Here is a 15,769-nt window from a genome sequence, read left to right on the forward strand (position 1 = left end):
CTGAACTCTCAAAAAGTGAAATTCTGTTCGACCCAGCTTACGGGGAAGTTAGCTAGGTGATTCGAAGGCAGAAAGTTCATCATGAAACAGCAGTTCAGTAGTAAAACCCTAGTCGCCCTTCTTTGCGGCGCAGCAATAACACTCAGTACAGGAGCATTCCCACAAAGCAACTCAACGGTTTCGGTAACCAATTCACCGAATCCTATGAATCCAATCATTGTGACGGCAACAAGAACGCCCACAAAAGCAAGTGATGTGTTGGCAGACAACATCTACATTGGCTCCGAAGAGATTGCTCAAGCAGGACAGACAAGCCTAGTTGAGTTATTACAAAGACAGCGGGGAGTTGAAATATCAAATAATGGTGGCCCCGGCTCAGTTGCCAGCGTTTATCTTAGAGGCACTAGTAATCAACAAAGCTTGTTGCTAATCGATGGAGTAAGGTCTGACTCGGGGATGCTTGGTGGCCCCTCATGGTGGGCTATCCCACTCTCAATCATTGATCATATTGAGGTTATTTTTGGCCCACAAAGCAGTCTCTATGGCTCGGATGCAATTGGTGGTGTAGTACAGATATTTACAAAAACTGGTGAAGGACCGATGCAAGTTGGCGCATCAGCTGGCTATGGGACTTACGGAACATCTATTTCAGAAGCAAGCATTTTTGGAAGCACTGGGGCTGACAAAAACACAAAATATGCATTGAGTGCAACTCAAGAAATCTCCATGGGGTTTAATACGATTGCAAAAAATAATGCCGAGAGAAGCTACTACGCACCAACATCTCTTGCATATAGAACTGGCTATGTTAAAGATGGGGCAGCCGGGAAAATTAGCCATGAGTATCTAAAAGGGCAAGAAATAGGTATTCAATTTTTTGCCGCTAGAAATCGATCCCAATATCCCGGATACAACGGAATTGGCAATCAAATAAACAGCCAGAGCACATATACACTTTTCTCAAAAAATCAAATTAATGAAAACTGGAAAAGCTTGCTACAAGCATCGCAATCATATGATCTCGGGCAGGACATAACAACCACTGGCAATCCGATAGCTAACACAAAACAAAATATCTATAACTGGCAAAACGATTTCAAAATTGGTTTTGATACATTGCAAATCCTGGCGGAAAGAAGGGTGCAGAGCGTTTTTACTAATCAGCCGAATTACAATACATCTTACCTTCCTGAGGACTTTAGCCAAACTCGCAATACAAACTCAGTTGCAGCAATGTATCAACTCGCACGTAATGCCCATCTAGCTAACTTTGCAATTAGAAATGACAACATTTCAGGCTATGGTTCGCAAAATACAGGCAGCGCTTCTTATGGATACTTCTTTACAAAAGAGTTGCGTGCAAATATTAACTATGGCACCGGGTTTAGAGCTCCAACTTTTAATGATTTGTACTATCCAGGTTATGGGAATCAAGCCGTTCAAGCAGAAAAAAGTAAAAATACAGAGGTTGGCCTGCAGTACGAAACAAGAATTTTTGAATCAAAGCTGGCTGCATATAGCAACACTATAAGCAACCTTATTCAAGGTTCAGGTAGCTCTGCGACTGGCTGTCCCGCCGGAACGTGGGGTCAATCTGGGTGCGCTATAAATGTCTCGGCAGCAAAAATCACGGGTATCTCGTTTGGAAATATTGCAAGAATTGGCCACTTCAATCTTCGGGCTTCATTTGACCAACAAAATCCAGTTAACGAAGGCACAGGGACAGTCCTCGCTAAACGCGCAAAACAATTCGGGAATGCCGGCATTGAATATCAAAAGGGATTTTTAACTTCAGGTGTTGAAGGAACCTTCTCCGGAAGAAGGTCCGATAGTTATCCTGCAGATGCCGGAATGGGAGGTTACGCAATATTTAATCTATACGGCAGTTATGAATTTTCAAAAGACTGGACATTGTTTGGTCGCTGGAATAATGTCATGAACAAGGATTATCAGCTAACGTATGGCTATAACACCCCAGGCTCTAATGTCTTTGCCGGCATCCGCTATGCAATGAAGTAATTCATGAAAATATTCACCCAACCCTCGACCCGGTCGCACTATTTGGCGGTCGGGGTTGCTATATTTCTCTTGGGATTCTCCTTAGCCGTTTTTGCTGCACCGGTTTCGGTAGCTGATGACCGAGGGGTTGTAGTGGTGTTTGATAAACCACCTCAGCGCATTGTGAGTTTGCTACCTTCTCTCACCGAGTCTGTTTGTGCCCTGGGTAAATGCAGTGCTTTGGTTGGTGTTGATCGATTCTCCAATTGGCCAAAATCAATTCAAGACTTGCCTAAGCTTGGTGGCATGGGAGATGTCAATATCGAGCGCATCGTGCAACTCAAGCCCGATGTTGTCTTGCTCGAGAAAGCCTCCCCTGTGATTGCTCGATTAAATGGCTTGAGCATCAAAACATTCGCGCTGGATATTAAATCTATGAGTGACGAGGAGCGCGCCCTTCAGAAGTTAGATCTTGTATTGGGAACCTCCGAGAGCGGTCGAGTATGGAATCAAATCCAGAAAGAAATCCTACGTGCCAACAAGCTACTACCTGCTAAAGGTGGAAATATTCACGTGTACTTTGAAGTGAATCCTGCGCTATTTGCAGCTGGCAGCACTTCTTTCATTGGTGAAATTCTGACCCAATTAAATTTGTTTAACATCATTCCAAAAGCGCTAGGGCCATTTCCGAAAATCAATCCTGAGTTTGTGGTGCAAGCTAGACCAGATGTCATCCTCCTGACCGAATCAACGGTGGCTGATATTCGGAAGCGTCCTGGATGGAATTCCATTCCAGCAGTTGCTAAGAACCGAATTTGCGCATTTACTGGCGATCAAAACGACGTCTTAGTTCGACCGGTACCTCGAATGGGAGAAGCTGCACTCATCATTTCTAATTGCATTCAACAGAAGATGTCATCATCTCGGTAATGCAAAAAAATCATTTTCTTGGCAAGTTATCAGGCCTCCTCATTCTGAGTGCGGTTCTAGTGCTGCTTGGGACCCTGCTTGGAAGCGCGGGCTCTAGCTGGAATTTGCAAGGATCAGATCAAACTATTTTGTTTGACATTCGACTTCCGCGATCATTGGGCGCCTATCTTGCTGGCGCTTTATTAGGGCTTGCTGGTGGTATTGCGCAAAGCTTATTTCGTAACCCCCTAGCTGATCCCTACTTACTTGGGAGTGCATCTGGCGCGCTACTTGGTGTCGGCAGCATTCTATGCTTTGCCTATCTTGGTAACTCTTGGCTGGAAGTTATTGGGCTCAATGGTGGCGCATTCCTCGGGGCATTGATTGGCGTTCTCGCCTCACTTGTTTTAGCTGGCGGCTATCGCAGCTCCTTGCGCCTCTTATTGTCTGGAGTAGTCATCAGCGTCATTTTGGGCGCCGCAAATTCGTTATTTACATTCATCCGACCCGATCTATTTCAAAGCATTCAATCTTTCATGCTGGGCAATACAACATTATTGAATTGGTCTGGCGTCGAGATGATGACTATTGCTTTGTTTATTTGCATACTCACCACCCTCATCATCAGCCCTGTGCTTGACGCCTTATCGCTCGGTGAAAATACCGCCCGCACCTTAGGCTTGCCACTAGATCAACTACGTCTGATATTGATTGGCATTCTTGCTCTTGCTACTGGATGTGCCGTTGCGCAAACTGGCCTTGTAGCATTTGTTGGATTGGCAGCTCCGCACTTAGTCAGAAAACTTTCTGGTGGGCGGCAACGAGCTCAACTTGTATTCTCCTGCCTGAGCGGCGGCATCTTATTACTCAGCTCGGATCTGATTGCACGCACCCTCTTTGCACCGATTGAAATCCCCGTTGGTGTTGTGACAGCAGTCTTGGGCGGCATCTATTTGCTGGTTCTATTGAGAAGAGCGCCTATTGGAGTGCGCTCATGAAAATCCGCCAACTCAATGTATATAGAGGCCCCTGCGCCATCCTCTCTGACCTGAATGTAGATATTCCTCGGGGAAAGTGGACTAGTGTCATTGGTCCCAATGGTGCAGGTAAATCTTCTCTACTACAAGCCATAACAAGCTTACTCAAGTGTGATGGGTCAATCACAGTTGATGATGTCAATATTTCAGCGCTCACTCAAAAAGATCTTGCAAGGAAAATAGCTTGGCTTGATCAAGCCTCAAACACCTCAGATGAATTTGGCGACTCTCTTAGCGCGTATGACACCGTCATGTTGGGCCGCCTACCCCATCAAAGCTGGCTACATCTACCCTCCCAGAACGATAACGCAGTAGTTGAACAAGCTTTACAACAAACAGATGCCTGGCATTTACGCCAACGCCCACTACAGCAGCTATCAGGAGGGGAGCGCCAGCGAGTCTTATTGGCCCGTCTTCTTGCCGTCGGCTCAGATATCCTTCTCATGGATGAGCCACTAGCTAATTTAGACCCTCCTCATCAAGCCGATTTCTTAAAATGGCAAGGCACTTTGCTGGCACAAGGCAAAACCTTGGTAACCGTGTTGCATGAAATTCATTTTGCGCTCAGAGCTGACCATGTAGTCATGCTCAATAAGGGCAAAGTCCATTTTCAAGGATCAAGTCAAGATCCTGCAACCCATCAAGCCCTCATTAGCTTATTTGATGGCCGTATTCGCCTAGAAAAGCTTGGTGGTGATTGGGTGGCTTTACCCAATTAAGCCCAAAATCAGGGGTTTCACAAAGCTTTTCCCTAAGGCTACAATGCCTATATGACCGAGTACACCCCTCATATCCCGAGCGACTCTACTGAATCCGATTCGATAGCTGCATCGCTGCAGAGATTATCCAAGAAAATTCAACTGATCTCTGACGCCGTTAAAGCGCTGCATCAAGATCGCAGTCAGCTAGAAACCAAAATTGAGGATGCACAAAAGCGGATTCAACATATTTTGAGTCGCCTTCCAGAACAAAGTGACGGACGTCAATTGAACCTACTCGGCGAGCCCGTGACACCAACCAATCCAGAGGATGACAATGAGCCAACAACGCATTGAAGTAACCCTCGCCGGTCAAAAGATCACATTAGCAACCAGCGCCGAGCATGAGCCATTACTTCGTGCGGCTTGCACATTAGTCGATGAACAAATTCAATTAGCAATTAATGGTGGTAATCGCAGCATTGAGCGTGCCAGCATGATGGCTGCACTGAAGATCGCTGGTGATCTCATTAAATTGCAAACCGCTTCTGAGCAAACTCCAGCTCAGAGTCATTCATCCAATCCAGAAGAGATTGCTCGACTCCAGAATGAAATTCATACCCTGGAAGATCAAGTGGATGCTCTGATGCAAAGCCTTTCCCTGCCTGGTTCGCCAAGGCCAATAGTTCCTTGAACCGATGCGCAAGCATCAGGAACGATCTTTACACTGTGGGCGTGAGCGTTTCGAATCTTCACAGTGGCAGCTTCGCGCTGCTCACTCCCTGAACTTCTTAATGCACCCGAAGCAGAGTAGCCGTTCCACCTTGAACCTTAGGGTTCAGGATGACGGCCTAGCGGCTAAGGCGGGGAATTCATGTCAATAGCCGATATCGCCATGCTGATGTTGTGCGGGAGTATATCGGGCTTTCTAGCCGGACTCCTGGGTATTGGCGGCGGAATGATTCTGGTGCCATTCATGATTGTGGTCTTCAATCACTTAGGCTTTGGTCAAAATGTCATCGTACATATGGCGATTGCAACTGGGATGGCAACGATTCTCTTTACAACCACCTCAGCCATCTGGGCGCACCACAAACACAACTCCATTGATTGGAAGCTGGTGGCATCACTCAGTCCAGGTCTAGTGATTGGCAGCCTTGTTGGTGGTAGTGAGATTTTTGAAGCAATCAATACCTCCTGGCTCTCTCTATTCTTCGCCATTTTTATCGTCTACACCTCGATACAAATGATCATCAATAAAAAACCTGCGGCCGGAAGAGAGTTGCCGGGCACCCTTGGTCTTTTCTCATTCGGAGCATTGACGGGTGTGATTGCCAGTCTAGTTGGTGCAGGAGGTGCATTTATTACCGTGCCATTTATGCTTTGGTGCAATGTAAAACCACATACAGCGATGGCAAGCTCTTCAGGCCTAGGCTTTCCGATTGCGGCTGCAGCGACAATCGGTTATATGTATGGAAGCTGGGGTAATCCCAATCTTCCCGCAGGCTCACTGGGGTTTGTCTATCTTCCAGCGGTGCTGTGCATTGTGGCTGTAAGCATCTTCACCGCCCCGCTTGGCGCAAAAATGGCCAGAAAACTCAATGTGGCTCAACTTAAGCGCATCTTTGGTGTGATGCTATTTATGCTTGCAGCCTTCATGTTTAATGAAAGCCGCAAGGCGTTCGGTTTCTAAGTCAGTATTTTTGGTGTTAGCTGGTGTATTGCTGACGCAGAATATTCTTCTGCACTTTGCCCATGGCGTTGCGAGGCAAGTCAGAAACAATCTCTAAACGCTTTGGAATCTTGAAATTCGCAATTTGGGTTTTGAGTGTGGCAATCATTGCTTGCGCATCTAATTTGGCACCTGCTTTTGGTACCACCACCGCCATTACTGCCTCACCAAAGTCTGGGTGTGGAATACCAATCACAGCACTTTCATCTACGCCGTCCATATCGTCGATAAAACTTTCGATCTCTTTTGGGTAGACGTTGTAGCCACCAGAAATAATTAAATCCTTGCTGCGACCAACGATGCAGAGGTAATCCTTAGGGGCTTTACCACCATTAGCATCACCACCCCAGCGACCGACGTCACCCGTTTTGAACCAACCGTCTTTTGTAAATTCCTCGGCGGTTTTTTCTGGCATGCGCCAGTAGCCCTTGAATATATTTGGACCTTTAACCTGAATACTGCCAATTTCATCAACGCCACAAGGCTTGTTATTTTCATTCACCACACGAACTTTGACGCCCGGCAAAGGCAAACCAACTGATCCACCTACGCGATTACCTTTGTATGGATTGGAAACCAGCATCACAGTCTCACTCATGCCATAGCGTTCAAGAATCGGCTGGCCAATCACTTCTTTGAATGTATTAAATGTTTCAGTCAATAAGGGTGCGGAGCCAGAAACAAATAGGCGCATATTGCGCGTAACTTTCTTATTAAAGTTTTTATCTGCCAGTAGGCGCACATAGAAGGTTGGCACACCCATCATCACAGTGGAGTTCGGCATGTGATGAATTAATTGCGCAGTATCCAAGCGTGGCAACCAAATCATTTTGCTGCCGTTAATTAATGCGCCATGTGCAGCCACAAATAATCCATGAACGTGGAAGATCGGGAGTGCATGTAATAAAACATCGCCCTTTTTCCAACCCCAAAACTTCTGCAGCACTTGCGCATTGCTTCCCAAGTTTTTATGGGTCAACATGGCGCCTTTACTACGGCCGGTTGTGCCGGAGGTATACAGGATGGCTGCTAAATCATCATCTTTCACTGCAACTGTTTTGAATTTATCGCCTTGACCAGCGGCACGCTCTAATAAAGTGCCCTTGCGATCTTCATCCAAGGTAAAGACATGCTTTGTGCCTGCCTTAAAAGCAACTTTAGATACCCAAGAGAAATTCTTGCTACTGCAAACTACAACTGCAGGCTCAGCATTCTCTAAGAAGTATTGAATTTCGGCTGCTTGGTAAGCGGTATTCAGAGGCAGATAAACGTAGCCCGCCTTAATAGTCGCTAGATACAGAAAGAGTGCTTCAGGTGATTTCTCAACCTGCACTGCAATACGAGATCCTGCAGGTAGTTTGAGGCTCTTAAGAAGGTTTGCCATTTTGGCAGTAGCGCGTTCTAGATCGCTCCAGGAGTAATACAACCCATCATGCGTTTCTAGTGCACACGCCTGCTTATCTTTTGGAAAACCTTTTTCCAATAAGGAATATAAATTCATTAGAGCCTCAAATCCAAACCAGTAAATTAAATCAAATTGTTAATCAAGCTTTGCGCCAGAGGCTTTAGCAACTGCAGCCCAGCGCTTGATATCTGCGGATAAAAATTTGCCGAAAGCATCGCCAGTCAAAGTTGGTGTATCTGAACCATTATTAGCCCAAATAGTTTTTAACTCAGGAGAATTCAGGGCTTTTTGCACCTCGGAAATCATCTTGTCAACGATAGGCTGAGGCGTTCCCTTAGGAGCAAATAAACCATACCAAGTTGACACTTCGTAACCCACTAAACCAGCTTCAGCTGCAGTAGGTACATTTGGAAATGCCGCAGAACGCTTCTGTGATGCAACCGCTAAAGCAACGATTGAACCATTTTTGATTTGTGCTGCTGATGAACCTAAACCATCAAACTCCACGTCCACCTGGCCTGCAATCAGGTCTTGCATAGCTGGGCCTGCACCGCGATAAGGAATATGGGTAATAAAGGTTTTGGTCAACATTTTGAACTGCTCGCCAGCCAAGTGATGTGAAGAACCATTACCAGCACTTGCGTAGTTGAACTTACCCGGATTCTTTTTCAGGAGCTCAATAAATTCTTTTAAGTTTTTAACTTGAACATTCTTTGGGTTTACCACGATGACTTGCGGTGGGCTAGCGATCATTGCAACTGGAATAAAGCTCTTCTCAATGTCGTAATCCAAGTTTGGATACATCGAAGGAGCGATTGCATGGTGAGCTGCGCCAACAAAAAAGCTATAGCCATCTGGAGCCGCTTTAGCTGCAATAGAGGCACCTACCGTGCCACCTGCGCCACCACGGTTATCAATAATGATTTGCTTACCCAATTGCTTAGTTAATTGATTTGCTAGTGGGCGAGCAAATGCATCAGTACCACCACCAGCGGGAAATGGCACAACAAAAGTAATGGGTTTATTTGGCCACTCTTGAGCTATTACTGCCAGGGGCGCAGCGCAAATTAAAAACAGCGCTTTTTTCAAAGTACTTAATGAGAATATGGAATTACTGCTTGCTTTAGTAAACATGATTGTCTCCTTTATTTTTACCAACTATTGCGTCGGTTTATTTTTGCAACAAATTTCTAAGCCCTTATTCTAAGGGGACTTCCACTTTTCAGCAGAAGTTAGCCTCAGCGTTAATACTAAGGCGCCATCAAGCGACCGACTGCCCTGGAATACACAATTTCACCATTAGCAAAGCGTTCATGGTTATCTTCAACACTTCCCAAGTCATACAGGTAATTCACCATCAGGCCAGCAGACTGGCGTAATCCTTTGCGAGATAAATCTCCAGCCCAGTTCACCAAGTGCAACTTAGCGCCGTTACCCAAATGAAACTTCGCCACCGGATTACCATCGCGGCCAGTTGAGGCGAGCCCTAAATACATACTTGCCAAGCTCAGCAAAGCTGCTTTTTCTTTTTCTGAAGCGAGATCAGGGTGCCAGCCACCTGCCAATCGCTCACTCCATGATTGACTCTCGAGCTTCAGAACTGCCAAGGCTGCATCTCTTGCTGCCTTGAGGTTAGGCTTCAGCCTATCAGCCGGAACGCCTTCACCCAAATTGGCACCTGCGGCAACCCAATCCATAAATCCTGGAATCGGCGACAAAGTGACAAAGGTTTTTATGCCAGGGAATTCAGCATGTAACTGCTCAGCTACCCGCTTAATTAAAAAGTTACCCATCGATACACCGCGAAGACCAGACTCACAGTTACTAATGGAATAAAACACGGCAACCTTATATTGAGATGCCTGATCCACTGTCTCTGCTTTTTTATCGACCAAAGGCGTGATCACAGTTGGGATTTCAGGCAAGAGCGCTACCTCCACAAAGATCAGGGGCTCGCTTGGTAGTTGCGGGTGAAAGAAGGCAAAACAACGGCGGTCTGGCTGCAGGCGGCGACGCAAATCATCCCAGCCATCAATGGCGTGCACCGCTTCATGCTGGATTAACTTCTCAAGCACCTCTGCCGGGGACTTCCAGTCCACCTGATGCATTTTGAGGAAGCCCGGATTAAACCAAGAAGATAGTAAGTGGCGCATGTCGAAATCTACCGCAGCCAATTCTGGTTTTTTATCTAGTAGCTGCAGCAAATCGCGACGCATTTGCACTACGGCTGCAGTGCCTTGACTGGCGCGATTGAGGCGGCGAAAAAATTCTTGGCGAGGAGACTCGGAAACTTTCTGCAACTGAATGTAATTACGAGCACTGGAGTCAGCTACAAAATTTTGTGCCGCCTTGAGAACTGCATCCGCTTGGGGATTGAGCTTCTCAAATAGAAAAGTAAAAAATGAGACGTGTTGATCTTTTGCTAATTTGCGATAGTTATTGACCACATCATCAGCCATACTCAACGCATTAGATTCCCCCCGCTCAGATATCAAACGCTTAATGGCGTTATTTGCCTTAGACAAATTTCGAGCTTTTGTTAGCTTCTCCAGCATGGACATCTTTCAATTGAGGTGGAATTAGTCAGAAATTGGGCAAATTCAGCAAAATGTCGATGTTTTCATGGGAAATCTGGCCAATTTTAAGGAATTGACTACAAAAGACCCAGAAAAACCGTTTTTTAACTACTGATAGCTGCCGTTTTTCGTATTTACTCTCACTATAAGGTAAATTCCGAAAATTATCATGGGCACAGAAAGCCACTGCCCCATAGAAAGGCCAAGACCCAAGAGGCCCAAGAAGGCATCAGGCTCACGGGCAAACTCTGCCAAAAAGCGGCAAAGCCCATAACCCAACAAAAACAATCCTGAAACTTGCCCCACTCGACGTGGCTTACTGGAATAGATCCACAGAACGATGCCCAAGCAAATCCCTTCGCCAAAGAACTGATAGATCTGAGAAGGATGACGAGGTATGGAGTCGACCATTGGAAAAACCATGGCCCAAGGCAAGTCTGTCGGCCTACCCCACAACTCACCATTAATGAAATTACCTAAGCGGCCAAATGCCAATCCAAAAGGAACCAGTGGCGCAACCAAGTCGCTCACAACAAAGAAAGAAACCTTACGACGATAAGCAAACCAAAGCAAAGCAAGCAAAACACCGAGCAACCCACCATGAAAGGACATGCCGCCTTCCCATATCTTGAAGATGCTGAGAGGGTTTGCAAGGTAGTAGCCGGGCATATAAAACAGGGTGTAGCCCAAACGACCGCCAAGCACGACACCCAAAACACCGGCAAACAAAAGATCTTCAAGGTCTTTATATGACCAACCTAAAGATTGATAGCGCGCAGCGCGTATGCGCAGACGGCCCAGCAACAAAAATTGAGCAAAGGCCAAGAGATACATCAAGCCATACCAATGAATGGCAAACGAGCCAATACGAATGGCGGCAGGATCAAATTCTGGATGAATCAGCATACTTGGAGGCGGCTAATACTCACGCTTTAGATTGATCGAAGTTGTGTAACTCATGACCTAAGTCGCGATAGGCTTTATAGCGCTCGCGACCTGCAAGGCGCTCTGCCTCATTGATAGTCACAACCTCAACAATGCGAGGAAAACGCGCAAGCAAGCCTGGAACATCAGAAGGCATACGCATTCCTAGATGAATAAGAACATCTGCATGAGGGAGTTGAGACAAAGCCGGTGACAAGAAATCATCAGTCAGCAAAATAGGTGTATCGCTTGCTGCCTCATCATCAATAAAACAATGCGGCAAAAAATCCGTTGCGCTAAATGCCCATAGAAGCTCATCTAACTTCTTGAGATCAGCCTTCTCACCCACCATCACGATATGACGCACAGGTTCGCCAGCGGGAGTCGCACTCCAGATCTTGCGCGTTAAGCGACAGGCATATTCCAGCTTATCGCTAACGTTGCTATGAAAATCAATACGGGCCATAAGTGCTGTCTTCTACTTTTGCTCTAGCAAGTAATTTACGAGCAAGGGAACTGGGCGCCCAGTTGAGCCTTTAGCGGCACCACTTTTCCATGCAGTACCAGCGATATCTAAGTGAGCCCATTTATATTTTTCGGTGAAGCGCGATAAGAAACAGGCTGCAGTTACGCTACCTGCTGGGCGCCCACCGATATTGGCCACATCTGCGAAATTGGATTTAAGTTGCTCGTGGTAAGCCGCATCCAAAGGTAAACGCCATACGGTGTCTAAAGAAGCATGGCCGGCCTTAGTAAGTGCAGTAACTAAACCTTCATCATCAGAGAACACGCCGCTATGCACATGACCCAATGCAATGATGCAAGCGCCTGTTAAAGTAGCCACATCAATCACAGCCTTAGGCTTAAAGCGCTCTACATAAGTTAGGGCGTCACACAAAATTAAACGGCCTTCAGCATCGGTATTCAGAATCTCAATTGTTTGTCCCGACATGCTCTTCACAATGTCACCTGGACGAGTAGCTTGACCAGAGGGCATATTTTCACAAGTTGGAATGACACCAATGACATTCTTTTTCAACTTCATCAAGGCAGTTGCATACATCGTGCCAATGACAGATGCAGCACCACACATGTCGTACTTCATCTCATCCATAGCTTCACCAGGCTTCAAAGAAATTCCGCCGGTATCAAAAGTGATTCCCTTACCCACCAACACAATCGGAGCCTCGCCTGCTTTACCACCTTGGTGACGCATCACAATAAATTGTGGTGGCGTATCTGAACCCTTGGCTACCGATAAAAATGAGCCCATACCCAATGCTTCAATTTGCTTGCGACCCAAAACCTCAACCTTGAGGCCAGTCTTTTTGCTTAGGCCTTGCGCTGCTTTACCCAAATAAGTTGGGGTACAAATATTCGGAGGCAAATTACCTAAATCTTTGGCTAAGTTCATACCCTCAACCATTGCTGAACCCTCTGGCACAGCAGCCTTCAACTCCTTGGCACAAGTATCGTTACCTGCAAAGATGAGGTGAGTAAAAGTATCAGCCTTATCTTTAGCCTTGAATTTCATGGCAGGTTGACGCACTCCAAAGCGATATGCCTGATCACCGGCATATTGAATTGTCAGACGCACCTCTTCGGCAATGAACTCAGCGCGGTGTCCCAAAGCAAAACTGGGGATAAACCACAAAGCGCTTTGGATGGAGCCACCACTTAACTGCTTTAATGCAGCGCGAGCAATTTTTGAATAGGCATTGAGACTACGTGCGCTAGCAGGAGCAACATCACCCAAAGACACCAAAAGAATGCGCTTTATCTTTGCGCCAGACGTTGCCCAGGATTTTTCAGCGCGGATTACGCAGGTAGAGGCTGACTGACTGTCAAGATCGCCTACCAAATTTGCATGAGTCACCGAACCACCAAGCAAACGATCAAGCTCAACCAAAAGTCCAGACTTGGATTTACCCGCCGTCAAAGCATCTAAATCTGTCTTTGAGTACGCCAAAACCAGACAATCGGAGCTCTGCGCCAATAGGGTGCTTAGGCTCGCCTTAAGTTGTTTGGGGTTATTTAGATCGGCATGCGCGAAAATCTTGGTGCTAAATTGAATAGTCATAATGTCTTACGGTATTTTTAAGTCAATTCAAGGGAAAAAGTGGGTGTTTATCCATTATCCTCCGAGATGCAGGTTCACATCTTGAGTGAGCCCATAACAGCCAATTCATTATCTACTCATGATTTTTCACCAAGCCCTTCGCCGCGAACTCAGTTTTACGACTGGTGGTGTTTTTTTGGTCTTGGTAACCATCATGATTACCACCCTAGTCATCCGAATTCTGGGCTTTGCGGCAAATGGTGCAGTAAACCCAGAAGATGCCCTGGTTCTCATAGCTCTGGCCACTCTTGGTTATATGGCCGTATTGCTCACGGTCTCCCTATTTGTAGCCGTCTTAATTGTGCTGGTGCGCTGGTACAAAGACTCAGAAATGATTGTTTGGTTTGCTAGTGGCCTCAGTATTGCTAGCCTGATTCAACCAATCCTACGTTTTGCGACACCCCTCATCATCATCATCGCCCTATTGGCTTTGTTTGTTTGGCCTTGGGCCAATCGTGAATCAACCCTCATCAGCCAAAGATTTCAGCAGCGCAGTGACGTTTCGATGGTTGCTGCCGGTCAATTTAGAGAGTCCGCCAAAGCGGAGCGCGTATTTTTTATTGAAGAGCTGGATGTTGATAAAAGTGAAGTTAAAAATATCTTCGCTGCAGAAACTAAAAATGGACGACTGAGCGTCGCCGTTGCCTCAACTGGGTTTATTGAAAACGCAGAGGGTGGTGGTAAATCAATCGTTCTGAATAACGGTCGTCGGTATGAAGGGGTCCCCACGCAACCGGACTTTAGGATCCTAGAATTTTCTGAATACCTTACAAACATTCACAGTAAAGAATCTCTAGAACCACCACCTCGCGATCGAGAAAAGACGGTTTCGGAACTCTTAAACGAACAAAACCCACAGCAACTAAACGAAAATCGTGCTGAGCTACTGTGGAGGATTGGATTGCCGCTAATGGCTTTAGGCCTAGTGTTAATTGCCATTCCACTGGCCTACGTCAACCCAAGGCTAGGTAACTACACTGCGATGTTTTATGCCGTACTGATTTACTTGATTTATAGCAACCTATTAAATCTCACTCAAAGTTTCGTTGCGCAAGGAAAAGTAAACGCCGTTATCGCTGTTTGGCCCATTCATATATTGGCATTTGGCATAGCTTTTCTACTCATTCGTAATCGCATCAACCCTTCGCTGAAGTGGTGGCGCCGTCAACTACCTTCATTCTTGGCCAATAGATGAAATATCTATTCCCCTTCATATTTGAACGCTACTTAGCCAGGCAGATCTATGCTGCGTTTGGCTTCATTCTGTTTGCCTTGGTAGCACTGTTTTTATTTTTTGACATCCTCAGCGAGCTTGGTTCAGTAAAGGGTCAATACACCCTGCCATTAGCACTGCTGCATGTTTTATTAAAAGCTCCAAGTCGTATTTCTGAGATCATCCCTATTGCTGGCTTGATTGGAAGTATTTATGTATTTGCGATGCTAGCTAGTCAGTCCGAGTTCACGATCTTGCGCATTGCTGGATTAGATATACGCAGAGGCTTGACTACACTAGCCAAAATTTCATTACCCCTAGTTGTTCTGACGCTCGTCATGAGCGAGTGGCTAGGGCCCTATACCGAGAATCTCTCAGAGCAGATTCGCATGAAGGCCTTAGGCTCTTCCTATAGCTCGCAATTCAAAACTGGGGTATGGGTAAAAGATCGTTTGCGAGATGAAGATGGTAGCGGTCCTATTAGGCCAGGAGTTCGCTATGTCAACGTTGGCAAGATTGAACAAGATAACGAAATCAAAAACATTCGCATGTATGAGTTTGATGATGCGTATCGTCTACTTTCTATTCGTAGCGCAGTATCTGGACGCTTTGATCAAACGGGAACCTGGATTCTGGATGACGTCACTGAAACTCGCTTTAAAGAAACCAAGCAGAGTGATCCACTCAATCCCGTCTATTCAGCCCAGACTTTTGTACATCCAATTGTTAGCCTCAATTCCGAAGTCACACCTCAAATTTTGAGCGTACTTTTAGTCAGTCCGGAAAAAATGTCGATCTTTAGCTTGGGGCGTTTTATTTCACACTTGAGAGATAACAAACAGGATGCTCAGCGTCACTCTATTGCGTTCTGGAAAAAAGTAATTTACCCATTTACGATCTTCGTTATGCTGACATTGGCACTGCCGTTTGCCTACCTCAAGGTGCGCGCCGGTAGCGTTGGCATCAAGGTATTTGGCGGCATCATGCTAGGCATGAGCTTTCAACTTTTTAACTCCCTCTTCTCTAATGTTGGACTCCTAGGCTCTTGGCCCGCACTACTTACCGCCCTAACGCCGCCATTGCTTTATTTCATCTTGGCGATTGTGGGTTTACGTTGGGTATCTAGAGCTTAATACCTAAAAATCATATAGAATCTCA

14 protein-coding genes, 1 other RNA gene and 1 pseudogene are annotated in these 15,769 nt (G+C 46.1%); 10 read left to right on the forward strand and 6 right to left on the reverse strand.

All coding sequences use genetic code 11. The features are described 5' to 3' along the window. Nucleotides 1-81 precede the first annotated feature (81 nt). The 8 genes and pseudogenes from ICN11_RS00530 (at nt 82) to ICN11_RS00565 (ending at nt 6,335) form a co-directional block, all read left to right on the forward strand. The gene (locus ICN11_RS00530) at nt 82-2,019 is read left to right on the forward strand and encodes a TonB-dependent receptor domain-containing protein (protein WP_216228666.1); all 1,938 of its coding nucleotides are present in this window, start codon (nt 82-84) and stop codon (nt 2,017-2,019) included. Nucleotides 2,020-2,022: 3 nt separating this feature from the next. Further along, nucleotides 2,023-2,928, forward strand: coding sequence for an ABC transporter substrate-binding protein (locus ICN11_RS00535; RefSeq protein ID WP_216228667.1), 906 nt, complete (start codon nt 2,023-2,025; stop codon nt 2,926-2,928). Continuing rightward, entirely contained in the window at nt 2,928-3,905 is a 978-nt protein-coding gene (locus ICN11_RS00540) for an iron ABC transporter permease (RefSeq protein WP_216228668.1), read from the forward strand. The genes ICN11_RS00535 and ICN11_RS00540 overlap by 1 nt, the downstream gene beginning before the upstream one ends. Further along, a complete protein-coding gene (locus ICN11_RS00545; RefSeq protein WP_216228669.1) occupies nt 3,902-4,663 on the forward strand; it encodes an ABC transporter ATP-binding protein in 762 nt (253 codons plus the stop codon). Before ICN11_RS00540 ends, ICN11_RS00545 begins: the two co-directional genes overlap by 4 nt. Before the next feature lie 51 nt (nt 4,664-4,714). Beyond that, nucleotides 4,715-4,999: a hypothetical protein gene (locus ICN11_RS00550; protein WP_216228670.1), complete on the forward strand. Its 285-nt coding sequence runs from the start codon at nt 4,715-4,717 to the stop codon at nt 4,997-4,999. After that, nucleotides 4,980-5,198 (forward strand): annotated as a pseudogene (locus ICN11_RS10750) (cell division protein ZapA); the annotation flags it as partial. The gene ICN11_RS00550 and the pseudogene ICN11_RS10750, both read left to right, overlap by 20 nt. Before the next feature lie 99 nt (nt 5,199-5,297). After that, a non-coding RNA gene (ssrS, locus tag ICN11_RS00560) (6S RNA) lies at nt 5,298-5,516 on the forward strand. After that, on the forward strand, nt 5,517-6,335 hold the full coding sequence (locus tag ICN11_RS00565) for a sulfite exporter TauE/SafE family protein (RefSeq protein ID WP_216228671.1): 819 nt from the start codon (nt 5,517-5,519) through the stop codon (nt 6,333-6,335). It abuts the RNA gene before it with no gap. Nucleotides 6,336-6,351: 16 nt separating this feature from the next. On the opposite strand, the gene ICN11_RS00570 is transcribed toward ICN11_RS00565, so the two are convergent. From ICN11_RS00570 to ICN11_RS00595, 6 genes are all read right to left on the reverse strand, one after another. Next, nucleotides 6,352-7,875: a malonyl-CoA synthase gene (locus ICN11_RS00570; protein ID WP_216228672.1), complete on the reverse strand. Its 1,524-nt coding sequence runs from the start codon at nt 7,873-7,875 to the stop codon at nt 6,352-6,354. A gap of 39 nt (nt 7,876-7,914) precedes the next feature. Further along, nucleotides 7,915-8,913 carry a tripartite tricarboxylate transporter substrate binding protein gene (locus ICN11_RS00575; protein ID WP_216228673.1) on the reverse strand — a complete coding sequence of 333 codons (999 nt, stop codon included), beginning with the start codon at nt 8,911-8,913 and terminating at the stop codon, nt 7,915-7,917. A 116-nt stretch (nt 8,914-9,029) separates the two neighbouring features. Continuing rightward, on the reverse strand, nt 9,030-10,340 hold the full coding sequence (locus ICN11_RS00580) for a malonyl-CoA decarboxylase (RefSeq protein WP_255539834.1): 1,311 nt from the start codon (nt 10,338-10,340) through the stop codon (nt 9,030-9,032). Between the two features lie 123 nt (nt 10,341-10,463). Further along, the gene (gene lgt, locus ICN11_RS00585) at nt 10,464-11,261 is read right to left on the reverse strand and encodes a prolipoprotein diacylglyceryl transferase (protein ID WP_216228674.1); all 798 of its coding nucleotides are present in this window, start codon (nt 11,259-11,261) and stop codon (nt 10,464-10,466) included. A 19-nt stretch (nt 11,262-11,280) separates the two neighbouring features. After that, entirely contained in the window at nt 11,281-11,745 is a 465-nt protein-coding gene (locus ICN11_RS00590; RefSeq protein ID WP_216228675.1) for a DNA polymerase III subunit chi, read from the reverse strand. A gap of 12 nt (nt 11,746-11,757) precedes the next feature. Continuing rightward, nucleotides 11,758-13,353: a leucyl aminopeptidase gene (locus ICN11_RS00595; protein ID WP_370623584.1), complete on the reverse strand. Its 1,596-nt coding sequence runs from the start codon at nt 13,351-13,353 to the stop codon at nt 11,758-11,760. Nucleotides 13,354-13,477: 124 nt separating this feature from the next. Between ICN11_RS00595 and lptF the strand changes: the two genes are divergently transcribed. Further along, nucleotides 13,478-14,593: an LPS export ABC transporter permease LptF gene (lptF, locus tag ICN11_RS00600; RefSeq protein WP_216228677.1), complete on the forward strand. Its 1,116-nt coding sequence runs from the start codon at nt 13,478-13,480 to the stop codon at nt 14,591-14,593. Continuing rightward, nucleotides 14,590-15,744: an LPS export ABC transporter permease LptG gene (lptG, locus tag ICN11_RS00605; RefSeq protein ID WP_216228678.1), complete on the forward strand. Its 1,155-nt coding sequence runs from the start codon at nt 14,590-14,592 to the stop codon at nt 15,742-15,744. Before lptF ends, lptG begins: the two co-directional genes overlap by 4 nt. The last annotated feature ends 25 nt before the right edge of the window (nt 15,745-15,769 follow it).

Origin of the sequence: Polynucleobacter sp. 78F-HAINBA, assembly GCF_018882325.1 — a bacterium.
Taxonomy (GTDB): Bacteria; Pseudomonadota; Gammaproteobacteria; order Burkholderiales; family Burkholderiaceae; genus Polynucleobacter.

What these genes read in the sequence shown, in the direction of transcription:
- ICN11_RS00530 (WP_216228666.1), top strand. Translation starts at nt 82, where the DNA reads ATGAAACAGCAGTTCAGTAGTAAAACCCTAGTCGCCCTTCTTTGCGGC.
- ICN11_RS00535 (WP_216228667.1), top strand. Translation starts at nt 2,023, where the DNA reads ATGAAAATATTCACCCAACCCTCGACCCGGTCGCACTATTTGGCGGTC.
- ICN11_RS00540 (WP_216228668.1), top strand. Translation starts at nt 2,928, where the DNA reads ATGCAAAAAAATCATTTTCTTGGCAAGTTATCAGGCCTCCTCATTCTG.
- ICN11_RS00545 (WP_216228669.1), top strand. Translation starts at nt 3,902, where the DNA reads ATGAAAATCCGCCAACTCAATGTATATAGAGGCCCCTGCGCCATCCTC.
- ICN11_RS00550 (WP_216228670.1), top strand. Translation starts at nt 4,715, where the DNA reads ATGACCGAGTACACCCCTCATATCCCGAGCGACTCTACTGAATCCGAT.
- ICN11_RS00565 (WP_216228671.1), top strand. Translation starts at nt 5,517, where the DNA reads ATGTCAATAGCCGATATCGCCATGCTGATGTTGTGCGGGAGTATATCG.
- ICN11_RS00570 (WP_216228672.1), bottom strand. Translation starts at nt 7,875, where the DNA reads ATGAATTTATATTCCTTATTGGAAAAAGGTTTTCCAAAAGATAAGCAG.
- ICN11_RS00575 (WP_216228673.1), bottom strand. Translation starts at nt 8,913, where the DNA reads ATGTTTACTAAAGCAAGCAGTAATTCCATATTCTCATTAAGTACTTTG.
- ICN11_RS00580 (WP_255539834.1), bottom strand. Translation starts at nt 10,340, where the DNA reads ATGTCCATGCTGGAGAAGCTAACAAAAGCTCGAAATTTGTCTAAGGCA.
- lgt (WP_216228674.1), bottom strand. Translation starts at nt 11,261, where the DNA reads ATGCTGATTCATCCAGAATTTGATCCTGCCGCCATTCGTATTGGCTCG.
- ICN11_RS00590 (WP_216228675.1), bottom strand. Translation starts at nt 11,745, where the DNA reads ATGGCCCGTATTGATTTTCATAGCAACGTTAGCGATAAGCTGGAATAT.
- lptF (WP_216228677.1), top strand. Translation starts at nt 13,478, where the DNA reads ATGATTTTTCACCAAGCCCTTCGCCGCGAACTCAGTTTTACGACTGGT.
- lptG (WP_216228678.1), top strand. Translation starts at nt 14,590, where the DNA reads ATGAAATATCTATTCCCCTTCATATTTGAACGCTACTTAGCCAGGCAG.